Origin of the sequence: Massilia litorea (genome assembly GCF_015101885.1) — a bacterium.
GTDB lineage: Bacteria > Pseudomonadota > Gammaproteobacteria > Burkholderiales > Burkholderiaceae_D > Telluria > Telluria litorea.
Map to the genome: position 1 here is coordinate 1,132,218 of NZ_CP062941.1, position 15,831 is coordinate 1,148,048.

The following is a 15,831-nucleotide window of genomic DNA, read 5'->3' on the forward strand; positions in this document are numbered from 1 at the left end:
TGATGACCCACCTTTTTTTACTGCGTTTATAAACCGATATGACTTTGCGACTCATCGCCACCGGCGGCACCTTCGACAAACATTACAATGAGCTGAACGGCGTGCTCGGCTTTTCCGAAAGCCACATGCCGGAGGTAATCAAACGTGCGCGCCTGACCATTCCGGTCGCGCTCGAAGTGCTGCCGCTGCTCGATTCGCTCGACATGCAGGATGCCGATCGCCAGCGCGTGCTCGCCGCCTGCCAGGCTGCCGGCGAAAAGGCGATCGTCATCGTGCATGGCACCGATACGATGCCGCAAACGGCCGCTGTGCTCGGCGCTGCGAACCTCGGCAAGACGATCGTGCTCACCGGCGCCATGATCCCCTACGAGATCGCCAATTCCGACGCCCTGTTCAATCTCGGCTTTGCCTGCGGTGTGGCGCAGACGCTGGCGCCCGGCGTGTATGTCGCCATGAACGGGCAAGTGTTCGCCTGGAATAACGTGACCAAGAACCGCGCCGCCGGCGTGTTCGAACCGCTGTAAACAGCAGCAATACTCAAAAGCATCAAATAAAAATTCCACAGGGCAGCAGAGCGCTGCCCTGTCGGTAAAGTTTTTATACTTTTCTCTCCCTGAAACCGAGAGGAGAGTTTCCATGTCAGACCGTCCCATCCTGACTACGCGCCAGGGCCACCCCGTGCGCGATAACCAGTCGCTGCGCTCCGTCGGCGAGCGCGGTCCGGCCACGCTCGAGAACTACCAGTTCATCGAGAAGATCACCCATTTTGATCGCGAGCGCATTCCCGAGCGCGTGGTCCATGCGCGCGGCACCGGTGCCCACGGCTTCTTCGAAGCCTATGGCACCATCGGCGGCGAACCGGCCAGCAAATACACACGTGCGCGGGTACTGAACGAGACCGGGGTGCAAACGCCCGTGTTCGTCCGTTTCTCGACCGTTATCGGCGGCAAGGACTCACCGGAAACCGCACGCGATCCGCGTGGCTTTGCCGTCAAACTGAAAACCGTCGAGGGCAACTGGGACCTGGTCGGCAACAATTTAAAGGTGTTCTTCATTCGCGATGCCATTAAATTCCCGGACATGATCCACGCCTTTAAACCCGATCCGGTCACCAACCAGCAGGAGCCGTGGCGCTTCTATGATTTCGTCGCCAATTCTCCCGAAGCGCTGCACATGGTGACCTGGGTAAAAAGTCCGTGGGGCATCCCGGCGAACTACCGCGAGATGGAAGGCTCGGGCGTCAACACCTATAAACTCATCAACGACCAGGGCGTGGCCCATCTGGTGAAATTCCACTGGCAGCCGCGCCAGGGCGTGCGCAACCTGACCGCCGCCCAGGCGGCCGAGATCCAGGCGCACGACACCAGCCACGCCACGCGCGACCTGTATAACGCAATCGAGCGCGGCGATTATCCGGAATGGGAATTCTGCGTGCAGATCATGGCCGACGGCGAGCATCCCGAACTCGACTTCGACCCGCTGGACGACACCAAACGCTGGCCGGAAGACCAGTTTCCGCTGCTGCCGGTGGGCCGCATGGTGCTTGACCGCAATCCAGACAACGTGTTCGCCGAAACCGAGCAATCGGCCTTCGGCACCGGCGTGCTGGTCGACGGCGTCGATTTTTCGGACGACAAGATGCTGCAGGGCCGCACCCTCTCTTATTCCGACACCCAGCGCTACCGCGTCGGCCCGAATTACCTGCAACTGCCGATCAATGCGCCGCAGGAACGTGCCCGCCCCCGCACCAACCAGCGCGACGGCCAGATGACGTATGTGGTCGACGACAGCGGAGAAAACAAACACATCAACTACGAGCCGAGCCTGCTGGGCGGCACGCAGGAGGCGCCGCAGCCGCAGCGCGATTATCACCAGTATGTCGAAGGCCACCTCGGCCGCTACCAGACGACGAATACGCGCAGCGACTACAAACAGGCGGGCGACCGCTACCGCAGTTTCGCCGACTGGGAGCGCGAGGAACTCGTCAACAATGTCGGCGGCGACCTGAAACAATGCCCTGAAGTCGTACAGCTGCGCATGGTATGGCACCTGTGGCATTGCGACGAGGATTACGGGCGCCGCGTGGCGCAGATCGCCGGCATCGACCTCGAGAAGGCGAAGGCGCTGCCGCCGCTGCCAGGCAAGCCGATGCCGCACGAGAACCGCCAGGGCGCGACCTACACCGACGGCAGGAGCGAGGAGCCGGCAACCAGTGAGGAGGTGGCCAGCGCGAAATAAGTACCAAGCAAAACGGACCCGCGCGGGTCCGTTTTTACGTGAAGTTGTAGGGTGGGCACGCCGTGCCCACGCGGACTGATGATCATTATTGGCCGCGATCCTTGTCAACATGGCGCACGCTTCCCGGTGGGCACGGGGTGCCCACCCTACAAGCGCTCAGGCCTTGGCTTCGCCGCCCAAGGCTTCCACCACGTCGGCCAGCATCTTCGCCAGCTCGCCGGTCATCAGCATCATGTCGTTATCGAAACGCTCGTCGTCGCTGTTGGTGACGGCGCCGCCTTCGTTGATGACGTCCAGCGGTTTGATGCCCTTGATCGCCAGCGATTCGGTCAGCACGAAGCTGACGCGGCTGTTCCAGGTCATGGCCAGGCGCGTGCACTGTTTACCTGCGGCGATGTGGCGGCGGATGTCGTCCGGATCGAGCGAGTGTTTCACGTAACGGACAGCCGCGCGGCTCTCTCCGGTGGCACGCAGTTCCGTGTCCTGGTCGATCGTGAAGTTATATGGCGCCTCGTCGGCTTCCAGCCAGCCGGTCATCACGGCCACCGGCGAACGCTGCACGCGCAGCGACTCGAGCGGCATGCGGTCGACGCCTTTCAGCAGCAGCTTGACCACGTCATCGGCCTTGGCCGGGCTGGCGGCATCGACAACCAGCCAGCCGTTGACCGGGTCGATCCAGGTCCAGGTATTGCTGCGGATCGTGAATGCGCGCGGCAGCAGTTCGTCGGCCACGCGTTCCTTCAGTTCTTTCATCGCCTTCTTGCCTGGCGGGAAGCCCTGCTGCTCTTCCAGCTCGGCCGCTTTCGCCTTGGCGACCTGGTTGATCACCGAGCTCGGCAGCAGCTTCTTTTCGGTGCCGAGCATCATCAGCATCTGCTTGTTGACGACGTGAACCAGGCCGCCGTTCGGACGCGGCGCATCCCAGCCCTGGCGCAGCAGTTCATTGCTGTTCGCCGGCGTGAAGGCCAGTGGCGCGAGCGCCTCCTCCATCTGTTCAGGCGTGAAGGCCCATGGTGCGGGCAGGCGGTAAATCTGAAGATTCTTGAACCACATAGTTGCTTTCTGTTGTCTCAGTATTTCAGGGGAACGACATTCTACACGCTGATGTCGCCACATTTTCACGTGGCAACAACAACGTTTTAATGTGTTGCGTGTTCGTCAAACAGGCTCAGCTGCTCGACATGTTCGCTGTCGCCCAGGCGCACGCCCACGCCCAGCAGGCGTACGGGGCGGCTGGCACGCAGCCAGCCGGTCTCCATCAGGCGCGCGAAGGTGGGCAGGTGCGGTGCATAGGCGACGCACTCGACGGTGGTCTGCTGGAAATCGGAAAATTTGATTTTAATGAACAGCTTATTGATGAATTTTTCGGCACCGGCACGTTTTATCCGGCCCAGCAGGTGTTCATATAACTCGGGCAGCAGCGCCAGGCAGGCCGGCAGGTCGGGGACGTCGTTGGTATACGTTTCCTCGGTGCTGACCGATTTGCGTTCGCGCTCCGGGCTGACTTCGCGGTTGTCGATGCCCCGGCACAGGTCATGCAGGCGCGCACCAAAACTGCCGAAGTGGTGTTGCAGCTCCTGCATTGTCCAGCCGCGCAAATCAAGGCAGGTCTGCGCACCCAGTTTATTCAGCTTGGCGGCCGTCACTTTACCGACACCGTGCAGTTTTTTCACCGGCAGCGCCGAGACGAAGGCATCCACTTCTTCCGGCCGCACCAGGAACAGGCCGTCCGGCTTGTTCCAGTCGCTGGCGATTTTCGCGACGAATTTGTTCGGCGCCACGCCGGCCGAGGCGGTGATGCCGACGGTCTCGAAAATCCGTTTGCGGATTTCCTGCGCGATCAGGGTGGCGCTGCCCTTGCAGTGCGGGGAATTCGAAACGTCCAGGTAGGCTTCGTCGAGCGAGAGCGGTTCGACCAGGTCCGTGTAGTCGCTGTAGATCTCCATGATCTGGCGCGAGGCGATCCGGTATTTCTCCATCGCCGGCGGAATGACCAATAATTCCGGGCACAGTTTCATGGCCTGGGCGGTCGCCATCGCCGAATGGATGCCGAAGCGGCGCGCCTCGTAATTGCAGGTCGCGACGACGCCGCGCTGGTCGGGCCGGCCACCCACGGCGAGCGGACGCCCGCGCAGGGACGGATCGTCGCGCATCTCGACCGAGGCATAAAAACAGTCGCAATCGCAATGGATGATTTTACGTGCGGGGACGTTCACTCTGGCGGCGGCCGGGGCCGACTACTGTAATTCCGTACAGTATCTCGTCAATTGGATTTTGTTGCAAGGGGCGCAGGGAGGGCGCTTCAGGCAAAAAAAGACGCGCGGCAAGCCGCGCGTCTTTGGGCTTTGTTACGCAAGCAGGGAAATTACCAGGTCGCCTTCAGCGTGTACTTGCCGTTGGTCGAACCGGTGCCGCCGCTGTAGTACTTCACGCGCACATAGACTGGCGCGGTGGTGCTGCCGTTATTCACCACCGAAGCGGTATCGGTCGCGCCGGCGCCGTTTTCGCTGGCGGTCAGCTGCGTACCTGCACTGTTGTAGCTGTACACGTCGTAGTCGGCGGTCGACAGGCCCGGGGTCATCGTGGCGGTCAGCGTCTTACCGGGCGGCAGCTGGATGACGAAGTAGTCGCTGTCGGTCGAGGCGCTCATGGTGCCGTTGACGGTGGTGCCGCTGGTCGAGATCGCGTTCGCGGTCGAGATCGTGTTGTTCGACTCGGTTTCCGAGATCGTCGGCGCGGTCGCGCCGCTGGCGGCGGCGACGGCGGCTGCCGCGTCGACGATACCGGTGCCGCACTGCGAGCAGGTGCCCGGGAAAGCGCGTGCGGTGCTCTTGAGCTTGGCTTCAATGTCGTCCGGCGTCAGCGCAGGGTTCTTCGACAGCATCAGTGCAGCCACGCCGGCAACGTGCGGGGTCGCCATCGAGGTACCCTGGTAGCCGACGTAGTTGTCGGAACCCGGGGTCGTGGTGCCGCTGTTGAGCGTCGACAGGATGCTGTTGGCACCGTCGCCGCCTGGTGCCGCCACGTCGACCACGGTACCGTAGTTCGAATACGATGCCTTCGCGCCCGTCTTGCCGGTTGCCGCCACGGCGATGACGCCGGTGCAGTTGGCCGGATTCGAGTTGCTGGCGTTCTGGTTTTCGTTGCCGGCCGCGACGACGACGACGGTGCCGCGCGAACGGGCACTGTTGATCGCGTTCTGGGTCGTGGTATCGCAAGCGCCGCCGCCGCCGAGCGACATGTTGATGACCTTGGCCACGTTGGCGTTGGCCGGCACGCCGGTCACGGTACCACCCGAGGCCCAGATGATCGCGTCGGCGATGTCCGAGGTGTAGCCGCCGCACTTGCCGAGCACGCGCACGGGCACGATCTTGGCGTTGTAGGCGACGCCGGCGATGCCCAGGCTGTTATTGGTCTTGGCGGCGATGGTGCCGGACACGTGGGTGCCGTGCCAGCTCGAGTTCTGTGCGGTATTGCCGGCGTAGCACTCGTTGGCGGCGATCCAGTCGCCCGGGTCGGACGGGTCGGCGTCGCGGCCGTTGCCGTCGTTGGCCACCGCGGTGTCGGAAATGAAGTCGTAGCCGCCGACGAACTGGCCGGAAAGGTCGGCGTGTGGACGGTAGCCGGTGTCGATCACGGCAACGTTCACGCCGGTACCGGTCGAGAGGTCCCAGGCGCCGGGCAGGCGCAGGCCGCCGGTCGCGTCGGTGTAATCCCACTGCTGCGCGTAATACGGGTCGTTGGCCGTGGCCATCTTGGTCATGATGCGGTCGGGCTCAGCGTATTCGATCGAGCTGTCGCGTGCCATCAGTTCCTTCGCCAGCGCCGACGCTTCCTGCAGCGACACCTTGCGGTCGATCTTCAGCACCTGGGCGCCGGTGGCGATATGGTGCAGGGCCTGGAGGCGCATGCCGAACTGCTGGCCGGCGCGGTCGGCAATCGCCTGGCGTGCCGCCGTCATGGCCGTCGGCACGGTGGCCTTGGCGCTGCCGACGTTGGCATCCTTGTATTTGACGATCAGGCGGTCGGTGTGGAGGATATATTGCGTGGTGCCCGCGGCCTGGGCTTCAGGCGCGCTGCCTGCGGCGATGGCGGAGCCGAAGCCCAGCGAGGCGGTGGCGATGGAGACAGCTACAGCGACTTTCAACAAACTCGGGTAAATCGATTGCGTCGACTTCATGTTGAGCCCTTCGATGTGTAGTTTTCCGTCAAGGCGTGATTGCCTTGGTTTATGTTCACCGGCTGGTCGCCGATGTGCCCTCGAGTGGCGGCTCGGAAAATGTACTGCGGAGTAATCATGCGTGTGGGGAATTTCGAATCGTGTGCAGCGCTTTCGCAACACTTTCGCATGTTGATTTAACAAAAACATCGTTTATTTGAAGGTTTTGTATGTACGCCAAATAACATACGGCAGGCTTTCATTATCATCGTCGCAACAATCATTACTTGGTATATAAGGCAAGACATCTGCTTATGAAACAGGCATAAAAAAGGCCGCGCAGAGCGCGGCCATTTACGGACACCACAGGTTTTTTAACCGTCAGCTGCGTTTTGTCAGCTTCTTGTAATTAAAAGTTACCCTTGAATTGAACGCCCCAGGTACGCGGCTCATTGGTGAAGCCCGTCAGGTTGTTGAAGTCGATGGCGCCCGTGATGCGGCGCTGGTCGAGGATGTTACGGCCGAACACGGCCGCTTCATACTTGCCATTTGCCCAGGTGTAACCCAGGCGCAGGCCGCCTTCGGTCAGCGGCTTGCCGGTGAACTCGGCCGCTTCGTACAGGAAGAAATTGATCTTGCTGCGATACGACCAGTCGGTAAACACGAACACCTCGCCGTCGGCGACCGGCGCGCTCCAGCGCGCGGTGGCGTTGACGATCCAGCGCGGCGCCTGCGGCAGCATGTTGCCGTTGATGACGACGCGGTTGGCGGCGTTGATCGGATCCAGGATGGTGCAGGAACCGCAGCGGTTCACCGACAGGCTGGCGTCGCGGATTTGCGTGTAGTTGTAGCTGGTGCTGCCGGTCACGCGCAGCGACGGGCTGATCGCCGCCTCGACGTCGAGCTCGACACCGCGGCCCTTGGTTTTATCCGCGTTGATCAGGCGGTTGACGTTCGAGTTACCGCCCACGACGGTCAGCTGCTGGTCCTTGACCGTGTAGTCGTAGACCGAGAAGGCGACCCGGCCGCGGCGGTCGAACAGGTCGGCCTTCACGCCGGCTTCGACCGAGGTGATGGTCTCGGCATCGGCCACCGTGATCGGCACCGAGGCCGAGGCCGCCGCGATACTCGGCGCGCGGAAGCCGGTGGCGACGCGGCCATACACGTTTACGGACGGGGTCAGCTTGTAGGTACCGGACAGGTCCCAGCTGACCTTCGCCTTACTGGTGTTCACGCCGGTGTCGCCGATCTGCACCACGTTTTCGTTGACGACCGTATTGAAATCCTTCTTGTCCTTCGTGTAGCGCAGGCCGCCACGGACATCGAACACGCTCGAGACTTTATAAGTGGCCGAACCGAACACGGCCCAGGCCGTATTGTCCTGGCGGCTGAACAGGCGCGAGGTGCGCGCGCCGGTCGTGCTGCTGAAATTGTCGCTGCCGCCGGTAGCCGATTCGTCGAACCAGTACACGCCTGCCTGCCAGTTCAGGGGGCCGGCGTATTCGGATTCGAGGCGCACTTCCTGGCTGTACTGCTTCAGGTCCTCGATCTTGCTGGCGGTCTCGACCTGGAAAGGGATGAAGCCGGGACCGGCCGGGGTGCCGCCGTCGATGTCGCCGCGGCTGTTGTAGTCGCCAATGGTCTCGTAGCCGGTGACCGAATACAGTTTATAGTCGCCCAGGTCCCAGGACAGGCGGGCGTTGGCGCCGCGGGTGGTCAGATTCTGGAAGTTCTGCGCGTTCGTGACGATGCGGTCGAGATCGAGGCCGTCGGCGATGTCGTTCGTGCCCTTGCGGATCAGGTTGGCACGGAACAGGCGCGCGCTGCCGCTCGTGGTGCGCTGGTGCAGGTTGAACAGGGCGCTGAAGGCGCCGGCCGGCTTGTACAGGAATTGCACGCGTTCGGCGTGTTCGTTGTAGCCGTCGAGGTCGCCGCGCTTCTGGGTCTGGGCGAGGTCGGCGAAGTTTTCCACGTAATCGTCGCGGTGCTGGCGCAGGGCCGAGAAGCGCATCGCCCATTCTTTCGAGAGCGGCACGTTGACGGCGCCGTCGACGTTGATCGTGTTGTGGGTTGCAATGGAGGCGTTGTAATAGCCTTCGAGCTTGTTCAGGCTCGGCTTCTCGGATTCGAATTTCACCACGCCGGCCGGGGTGTTGCGGCCGAACAGGGTGCCCTGCGGCCCGCGCAGCACTTCGACGCTCTGCAGGTCGAAGATCGGGAAGCCTTTCAGAATCGGGTTTTCCTGCACCACGTCGTCATAGATCAGGGAGACCGGCTGCGAGGCGAAGGTGTTGAAATCGGTATTGCCGTAGCCCCGGATGTAGAAACGCGGGAAGGTACGGCCGTTCGACGATTCCACGTTCAGGCTCGGGAGCTTGCCGGCCAGCAGGCGGATGTCCTCGCCGCCCGACACCAGCACGTCGAGCTTTTCGCCGCGCAGGGCCGAGACCGACACCGGCACGTCGCGGATGTTTTCGGTGCGCCGCTGGGCGGTGACGGTCACGGTCTGCAGGGCGCCGGTGCTGGCGGCCGGGGCTGCTTCCTGGGCCAGGGCCGAACCGGCCGGAAAGGCGGCGCCCAGCGCCAGCAGAGCGTGCGCGTGCACGACGCGGCGGTGCATCTTGGACATCTTGATCATGTTGTTCCTTGAAGTGAGAAAAAAACGCGATGCCGCTACTTCCTCCATGCGCCGCCAGGCGGCCGGCGGTTTACCCGCCACGGCACCTGCATCTTTGTCGATGTCTCAAGATTGCCGCTGAATCAAGCCGCTATTGTTTCCGATGGCGGGCTGGCAAGGCAAGCGCGGGAGGCCTTGCACGACCCGATTAACAACACTTCCTTCAACCACCGGTACTGCCGCCGAAAACGGGGTTTTCCACTTTTTTAGAAAAACCCTTGCATATCCGCGAAGCCATACGCTATGATTCGGGCCTCTTCAGACGCGATGACAAACGTCAGACGAACAGAATACGGTGAGCGGGGCGCTTAGCTCAGTTGGTAGAGCGGATCCCTTACAAGGATTAGGTCGGGAGTTCGAGCCTCTCAGCGCCCACCAGCATTCAGTTCGAAACGAGGAACCGATCAGTAAAAACGGAGCGGTAGTTCAGTTGGTTAGAATACCGGCCTGTCACGCCGGGGGTCGCGGGTTCGAGCCCCGTCCGCTCCGCCAGCATCAAGGAAAAAAGGTCCGATTCGTCGGGCCTTTTTTCTTTTCCGTTTCCGTTTCTCTTTCGTACGCGTTCGCGAACGAACAGTCAGCCGCTGCCAGGCCATGATATTGATGAACTTTAGCCGGCCTTCGCCACGCCCCTGCCGGCAACCGCAGACCTGGACTCTTGATGCAGCATACCTCCCCTAGCGCTCCCCTCCTCGACACCAACGCCCTGGGACTGCAACTGTTCGAAAGCAGTCCCGATTGCCTGAAACTGCTCAGCAATGACGGCCATATCGTGGCGATGAACCGGAACGGCATCTGCGCCATGGAAATCGACGATTTCAAGCGCTTTGCCGGGGCGCTATGGAAATCCTTCTGGCCACAGGAAAGCCAGGCGGCGGTCGATGCGGCGCTGGCGCTGGCGCGGGCCGGCGGCATCGGCCAATTCAAGGCCTACTGCCCGACCGCCGCGGGCACCCCACGCTGGTGGGAAGTCATGGTCACCGCGGTGCGCGCCGAAGACGGCCAGCTGCAACATCTGCTGGCGGTCTCGCGCGACGTGACTGCGGCGCATGAGACCGGCGTCGAGCGCGAACGGCTGCTCAAGGAGGTGCAGGCCACCAACGCGCGCATGGCCGACATCTTCAACCAGACACCCGCCTTCATGGCCGTGTTCAGCGGCCCCGACCACGTCATCGAGCTGATCAACGAACGTTACCAGCAACTGGTCGGCAAGCGCGACCCGGTCGGCCAGCCGATACGCCAGGCGCTGCCGGAAGTCGAGGGCCAGGGGTTTTTCGAATTGCTCGATGAGGTCTACCGCACGGGCGAACCGTTCACCGGCACCGACATGCCCGTCATGCTGCAGCGCCAACCGGGTGCGGCGCTGGAGGAACGCTTCATCGACCTGGTCTTCACGGCCCTGCGCGATCCGGACGGCGCCATTACCGGCCTGCTGGTCCATGGCGTCGACCAGACCGAGCGCACGCTCGCCGCGGAAAAGCTGCGCGCCAGCGAAGAACGCTACCGGACCCTGTTCGAGTCGATGGACCAGGGTTTCGCCATCCTCGAGATGATCTTCGACGCTGGGAACAAGCCGGTCGATTACCGTTTCCTCGAGATGAACGGCATGTTCGAGCGCCACACGGGCCTGGCCGAGGCCACCGGCAAGACGGCCAGGGAACTGGTGCCGGAACTCGACCGATTCTGGTTCGATACCTACGGCCGCGTCGCGCTGACCGGCGAAGCGGTCCGCTTCGAGAGCGAAGCGGCCGCGCTCGGACGCTGGTTCGATGTCTACGCCACGCCGATCGGCGGCGCCGGCAGCGGCAGGGTCGCCCTCCTGTTTTCCGACATCACGGCCAGGAAGCGCTCCGACGAGCAGCTGCGCCACCTGGCGGCCGACCTGTCCGAAGCGGACCGGAGAAAAACGGAATTCCTGGCGACGCTGGCGCACGAGCTGCGCAATCCGCTGGCGCCGATTCGCAGCGGCCTGGGTCTCATGCGCCTGTCCGGCGACAATGCCGGCGCGGTGCGCAGAGTGCGCGAGATGATGGAGCGGCAGGTCGGCCACATGGTCCACCTGATCGACGACCTGCTCGACGTGGCCCGCATCAGCGGCGGCAAGCTCGAACTCAAGCGCGAGCGGGCGGGCCTGGCCAGGATCCTCTCGAGTGCGGTGGAAACGAGCATGCCGCTGATCGAGGCGGCGCGGCACCGCCTGAACGTGGCGCTTCCCGACCAGGAACTGGTGGTCGATGCGGACGTCACCCGGATCGCCCAGGTGGTGGCGAACCTGCTCAACAACGCCGCCAAGTACACCCCCGCCGGCGGACGCATCGACCTGTCGCTGCGCGACGACGGGGAATTTGCCGTCGTGACCGTGTCCGATACCGGGGTCGGCATCCCGGCCGATTCCTTGATCAGCGTGTTCGACATGTTCAAGCAGGTCGAGCGCCACGTGGAACGTGCCCAGGGCGGCCTCGGCATCGGGCTGTCGCTGGTGCGGCGCCTGGTCGAGATGCACGGCGGTTCGGTGACGGCGGCCAGTGCCGGCGCCGGCAAGGGCAGCACCTTCGAAGTCAGGCTGCCGCTGGCCGCCAGTGGCGCCACGCAGGCGCCTGCCGCCCAGGCGGGAGACGCCGGCGCGGCAGCCGGCCCGTGCCCGGGCTTACGGGTGCTGGTGGTCGACGACAACGTGGATGCGGCCTTGACCCTCTCGATGATCCTCGAGGCCAGCGGACACACGACGCGGGTGGCGCACGACGGCGTGGCGGCCCTGCAGGCGGCCGTTGAATTCATGCCGCAGGTCGCCTTCCTCGATATCGGCATGCCCGGGCTGAACGGGTATGAAACCGCCAGCGCCATGCGCATCAAACCGGGACTGGAAAGCATCACCCTGGTCGCGCTGACCGGATGGGGGACCGACAGCGACCGCCTGCGCTCGAGCGATGCGGGTTTCGATCACCACCTGACGAAACCGGCGCAATTGGGCGCGGTGCAGGATCTGCTGGCGCGCCTGGCGCACGCGTGATATCAGGCGCGGCGCCGGCCCACTAAACCGGCCTCGACCCGATTGCGTCCGTTTCTCTTGGCCTCGTACAGCGCGTGGTCGGCGCGCGCGAGTGCGGTGGCTAAATCTTCCTCGGGGTCGATCAGGACCACGCCGACGCTGACCGTCATCGTATAACTGTTGCCGCAGGTGAGCAGGCGGGTGTCGAGCACGCCCTGGCGCAGGCGCTCGGCGGCGTGCATTGCGCCGCCGAGGTCGGTGCCCGGCAGCGCCAGCGCGAACTCTTCTCCGCCCAGGCGGCCCAGGATGTCGTGCTCGCGCAGCGAATCCATGCAGGTCGCGGAAAATTTGACGAGCGCCTCGTCGCCCGTCGCATGGCCGAAGCGGTCGTTGAGCTGCTTGAAATGGTCGATGTCGAGCATCAGGACGGTAATCGGCTGGCGCAGGCGCAGCGCGAGGAGGCGCGCCGCCTCGGCGCGGGCGAAGAAGGCGCGGCGGTTCAGCAGGCCGGTCAGGTCGTCGGTCGTGGCCAGGCGCTCCATGCGCGCATCGTCGCGCTGCTTGCTCATCAGGATGAAACCGCAGCCGTTCACGATCAGCAGCAGGTAGCCGGCGATATACGCCATCGCTTCGCCCCATTGCGGAACGGAATGGCCGGCAAGCACAATCACCGCCCAGACCGCCAGGGTGGCGCCGGCGCCCATGTCGGTGGCGCCGATCAGGCGTTGCAGGGCGGTCGCGCCGGGCAGGCGCGGATGCATCAGGATCGCGCCTGTCGTGAATGACCCGAGACCCATCGCCAGCGATACATAGACGATCAGCTGCAGGTGCGGCAAGCCGTTCAGGGAGGCGGCGCAGGCCAGCAGCAGGTAGAGCGCCGAGACCGGCACCAGGTAGCGCCGCAACTGGGGATAGCCGAAGAACATGGCATAGGCCGCCGCCTCGAGCATCAGGCCGGCGATCCAGCCCGCCGATTCCGCGATCGCCAGCACCGGCAAGCCCGTGGCCGGACGCACCACTGCCAGCAGCTGGGTCGCGCCGAAGGCCATGCGCGCCCACATCCATACCTTCAGGCCAGGGGTCGCGCCGGTGCTGCGCAAATAGGGCACCATCAGCAGGGCAAACGCAATGTTGCCGATGCCGACTGCCAGCATGTAAAGGTGATGATCGATCACTGCAAAATTCCTTGTGGGCGAGCTGTGGCCCGCAAGTGGCGCAGGCTTATTTCGGCAATCGCCAGAGCGATCGAAATCTTATTCAACAGCTAACAACTGTTTCCCAAAGGAATTATCTTACACGGTTTCGTCAAATACCTTCATACACTTCATTGCTTTAGTGGGTGTGCTCGGTAATCGATGCAGCGCGACGGTGCAAGGCCGACAATGTTACGTCGCCAGTGAGCAACAAGTCTCCGCAAATAAAAAAACCGGCCCCTGCATTGCTGCAGGAGCCGGCCTTTTTGCCGATCTTGAGGATGGCAGACCTATTTGCGCGGACCCTTGGGCTTGGTCTTGATGGTCGCCAGGATCGACGGCCGCGCCCGCTCGGGTGCAGCAGGCGCCGCACGGCCGCCGGCCACTGCCCGTTCCGGCTTGCGCTTCGCATTGGCGGCGATCTGGTGCGCCTGCACCGGGAGTTGCGGCATGCCGCCTTGTCGCTTGCGGTCGCCCGCCACGGCCGTGCCGGTCTCTTCCGACGGATGCCAGGCCGGCACCAGGTGGCGTTCACCGTTGCCGATGAGGTCACCCCGGCCCATTTTGACCAGGGTTTCGCGCAGGATCGGCCAGTTTTCCGGATGGTGGTAGCGCAGGAACGCCTTGTGGGCTTTGCGCATCTTGCCGCTCCTCGCCGTTTCCACGACTTCCGAATCTTCCGTTACCTTTTTCAGCGGATTTTTACGGGTGTGGTACATCGTCGTCGCCATCGCCATCGGCGTCGGCGTGAAGGTCTGCACCTGGTCGAGTTTAAAATTGTTCTTCTTCAGCCAGAGGGCGAGATTGAGCATGTCCTCGTCGGTACTGCCCGGGTGCGCGGCAATGAAATACGGGATCAGGTACTGCTTCTTGCCGGCCTCGATCGAATACTTGTCGAACATGCGCTTGAATTCGTCGTAAGCGCCGATGCCCGGCTTCATCATTTTTGACAAGGTGCCCTGCTCCGTGTGTTCCGGCGCGATCTTCAGCAGGCCACCCACGTGGTGCGTCACCAGTTCCTTCACGTATTCGGGCGAGCGCACGGCCAGGTCGTAGCGCAGGCCGGAACCGATCAGGATTTTTTTGACGCCCGGAATCGCGCGCGCCTTGCGGTACAGCTGGATCAGCTTGCTGTGGTCCGTGCCCAGGTTGCTGCAGATGGTCGGATACACGCAGGACAGGCGGCGGCAGGACTCCTCGATGCTCTTTTCCTTGCAGGCGAGGCGGTACATGTTCGCGGTCGGGCCGCCCAGATCCGTAATCGTGCCGGCGAAATTCTTCGTCGTGTCGCGGATCAGCTCGATCTCGCGCAGGATCGACGGCTCCGAGCGGCTCTGGATGATGCGTCCCTCGTGCTCGGTGATCGAGCAGAAGGTGCAGCCGCCGAAGCAGCCACGCATGATGTTGACCGAATAGCGGATCATTTCCCAGGCCGGGATGTGGGCCTTGCCGTAGCTCGGGTGCGGATTGCGCGCATACGGCAGGTCGTAGACGTTGTCCATCTCGTCCATCGCCAGCGGCAAGGGCGGCGCGTTCAGCCAGACGTCGCGGTCGCCGTGCGACTGGACGAGGGCGCGCGCATTGCCCGGGTTCGATTCGAGGTGGAACACGCGCGAGGCGTGCGCGTACATCACCGGATCTTCGCTGACGGTTTCAAAACTCGGCAGGCGCACCACGGTCTTCATCGCTTTTTCGCGCGCCGCGGCTTGGCGCTGCTCGCGCGTCATGATGATCACCGGTTTGACTTCCGGCTCCGGCTGCGCGTTCTCGGTGGCGCAGGCTTTGACATCTTCCTGGGCCATCGCATACGGGTTCGGGTGCGTGTCGACCCGGCCCGGCACGTCCACGCGGGTGGAGTTATGGACCGACCATTCGGCGTCCGGCAGCCAGCCCGGTTGTACCAGGAAAGCGGTGCCGCGGATGTCGCGGATCTCCTTGATGCTCTCGCCTGCCGCGATGCGGCGCGTGACGTCGACCAATGCGCGTTCGGCATTCCCGAAGATCAGCAGGTCCGCCTTCGATTCGAACAGCACCGAACGGCGCACTTTATCGGACCAGTAATCGTAGTGGGCGATGCGGCGCAGCGAGGCCTCGATCGAACCGATCACGACCGGCACGCCGGGATAGGCTTCGCGCACGCGCTGGGCGTAGACGGTCACCGCGCGGTCGGGGCGCTTATTCGGCTCGGCGTTCGGTGTATAGGCGTCGTCGGAACGGATTTTACGGTCGGCCGTGTAGCGGTTGACCATCGAGTCCATGTTGCCGGCGGTGATGCCCCAATATAAATTCGGCTTGCCCAGTGCGCGGAAGGGTTCCGCGGAATGCCAGTCCGGCTGGCTGATGATGCCGACCCGGTAGCCCTGCGCTTCCAGCAGGCGCCCGACCAGCGCCATGCCGAAGCTCGGATGGTCGATGTAGGCGTCGCCGGTGACGAGGATCACGTCGCACGAATCCCAGCCCAGCGCATCCATTTCGGCGCGGGTCATCGGGAGGAAAGGCGCGGCAGGTGCGCGGCTGGAGCGTTTTGGGACGCTTGCGAAGAGATTGGTTGGGGAGTTCATTGGCCGGTATTCTA

General features: G+C 63.3%; 9 protein-coding genes and 2 tRNA genes. 5 read left to right on the forward strand and 6 right to left on the reverse strand.

Features of this window, described 5'->3' with window-relative positions; translation table 11 throughout:
* The first annotated feature begins 38 nt into the window (after positions 1-38).
* Both LPB04_RS05005 and LPB04_RS05010 read left to right on the forward strand, forming a co-directional pair.
* Entirely contained in the window at positions 39-524 is a 486-nt protein-coding gene (locus LPB04_RS05005; RefSeq protein WP_193687642.1) for an asparaginase domain-containing protein, read from the forward strand.
* Positions 525-636: 112 nt separating this feature from the next.
* Positions 637-2,238, forward strand: coding sequence for a catalase (locus LPB04_RS05010; protein ID WP_193687643.1), 1,602 nt, complete (start codon positions 637-639; stop codon positions 2,236-2,238).
* A 156-nt stretch (positions 2,239-2,394) separates the two neighbouring features.
* On the opposite strand, the gene LPB04_RS05015 is transcribed toward LPB04_RS05010, so the two are convergent.
* From LPB04_RS05015 to LPB04_RS05030, 4 genes are all read right to left on the reverse strand, one after another.
* Positions 2,395-3,291, reverse strand: coding sequence for a recombination-associated protein RdgC (locus LPB04_RS05015; protein WP_193687644.1), 897 nt, complete (start codon positions 3,289-3,291; stop codon positions 2,395-2,397).
* Between the two features lie 86 nt (positions 3,292-3,377).
* The gene (gene dinB / locus LPB04_RS05020; RefSeq protein ID WP_193687645.1) at positions 3,378-4,454 is read right to left on the reverse strand and encodes a DNA polymerase IV; all 1,077 of its coding nucleotides are present in this window, start codon (positions 4,452-4,454) and stop codon (positions 3,378-3,380) included.
* A 149-nt stretch (positions 4,455-4,603) separates the two neighbouring features.
* Positions 4,604-6,418 carry a S8 family peptidase gene (locus LPB04_RS05025; protein ID WP_193687646.1) on the reverse strand — a complete coding sequence of 605 codons (1,815 nt, stop codon included), beginning with the start codon at positions 6,416-6,418 and terminating at the stop codon, positions 4,604-4,606.
* A gap of 388 nt (positions 6,419-6,806) precedes the next feature.
* Complete coding sequence (locus LPB04_RS05030) at positions 6,807-9,035, reverse strand: TonB-dependent receptor (protein ID WP_193687647.1); 2,229 nt, start codon at positions 9,033-9,035, stop codon at positions 6,807-6,809.
* Between the two features lie 341 nt (positions 9,036-9,376).
* Here LPB04_RS05030 and LPB04_RS05035 point away from each other — a divergent pair.
* The 3 genes from LPB04_RS05035 (at position 9,377) to LPB04_RS05045 (ending at position 12,084) form a co-directional block, all read left to right on the forward strand.
* Positions 9,377-9,452: transfer RNA gene (locus tag LPB04_RS05035), tRNA-Val, on the forward strand.
* Between the two features lie 37 nt (positions 9,453-9,489).
* Positions 9,490-9,566 (forward strand) — tRNA-Asp (locus LPB04_RS05040).
* 169 nt (positions 9,567-9,735) lie between these two features.
* Positions 9,736-12,084, forward strand: coding sequence for a PAS domain-containing protein (locus tag LPB04_RS05045; RefSeq protein WP_193687648.1), 2,349 nt, complete (start codon positions 9,736-9,738; stop codon positions 12,082-12,084).
* A gap of 2 nt (positions 12,085-12,086) precedes the next feature.
* Here LPB04_RS05045 and LPB04_RS05050 read toward each other — a convergent pair whose 3' ends face one another.
* Both LPB04_RS05050 and LPB04_RS05055 read right to left on the reverse strand, forming a co-directional pair.
* Entirely contained in the window at positions 12,087-13,238 is a 1,152-nt protein-coding gene (locus LPB04_RS05050) for a GGDEF domain-containing protein (RefSeq protein WP_193687649.1), read from the reverse strand.
* 308 nt (positions 13,239-13,546) lie between these two features.
* A complete protein-coding gene (locus tag LPB04_RS05055) occupies positions 13,547-15,742 on the reverse strand; it encodes a YgiQ family radical SAM protein (RefSeq protein WP_227496732.1) in 2,196 nt (731 codons plus the stop codon).
* Positions 15,743-15,831 lie beyond the last annotated feature (89 nt).